At 32.4% G+C, this 321-nt stretch carries 1 protein-coding gene; it reads left to right on the top strand.

Going from position 1 to position 321, the window contains the following annotated elements; all coding sequences use genetic code 11:
* On the top strand, window positions 1–203 hold a 203-nt coding region (locus A6X21_RS25860; RefSeq protein WP_205847370.1), incomplete at its 5' end, for a hypothetical protein.
* Window positions 204–321 lie beyond the last annotated feature (118 nt).

Here is a 321-nt window from a genome sequence, read left to right as displayed (position 1 = left end):
TTGGTGATGCCATCCAACCATATCATCCTCTGTTGTCCCCTTCTCCTGCACTCCATCTTTGCCAGCATCAGGGTCTTTTTGGTACCTATATTCAAAATAAAAACAAGCACTTCATAGAACTTATAGATGGAGATTTTAGAAAGCTTTCCTTCTTTAGCCCATCAGCCAGCTATTATATAAAGTTGCTAATATTTTTTATCTAAGAAAATAATAAGGAAAAGGTACAATAGAAACAAATATTTTCAACATTTTAAATCTCTGGGAGATTTTAGTCACTGAAATATCTTGCTGTAGTCACAAATAATTCAGATAATTTTATAA

The organism is Planctopirus hydrillae (assembly GCF_001707835.1).
GTDB lineage: Bacteria > Planctomycetota > Planctomycetia > Planctomycetales > Planctomycetaceae > Planctopirus > Planctopirus hydrillae.
The sequence above is the reverse complement of the archived record's forward strand: the minus strand, read 5'-3'. Positions and strand labels throughout refer to the sequence as shown.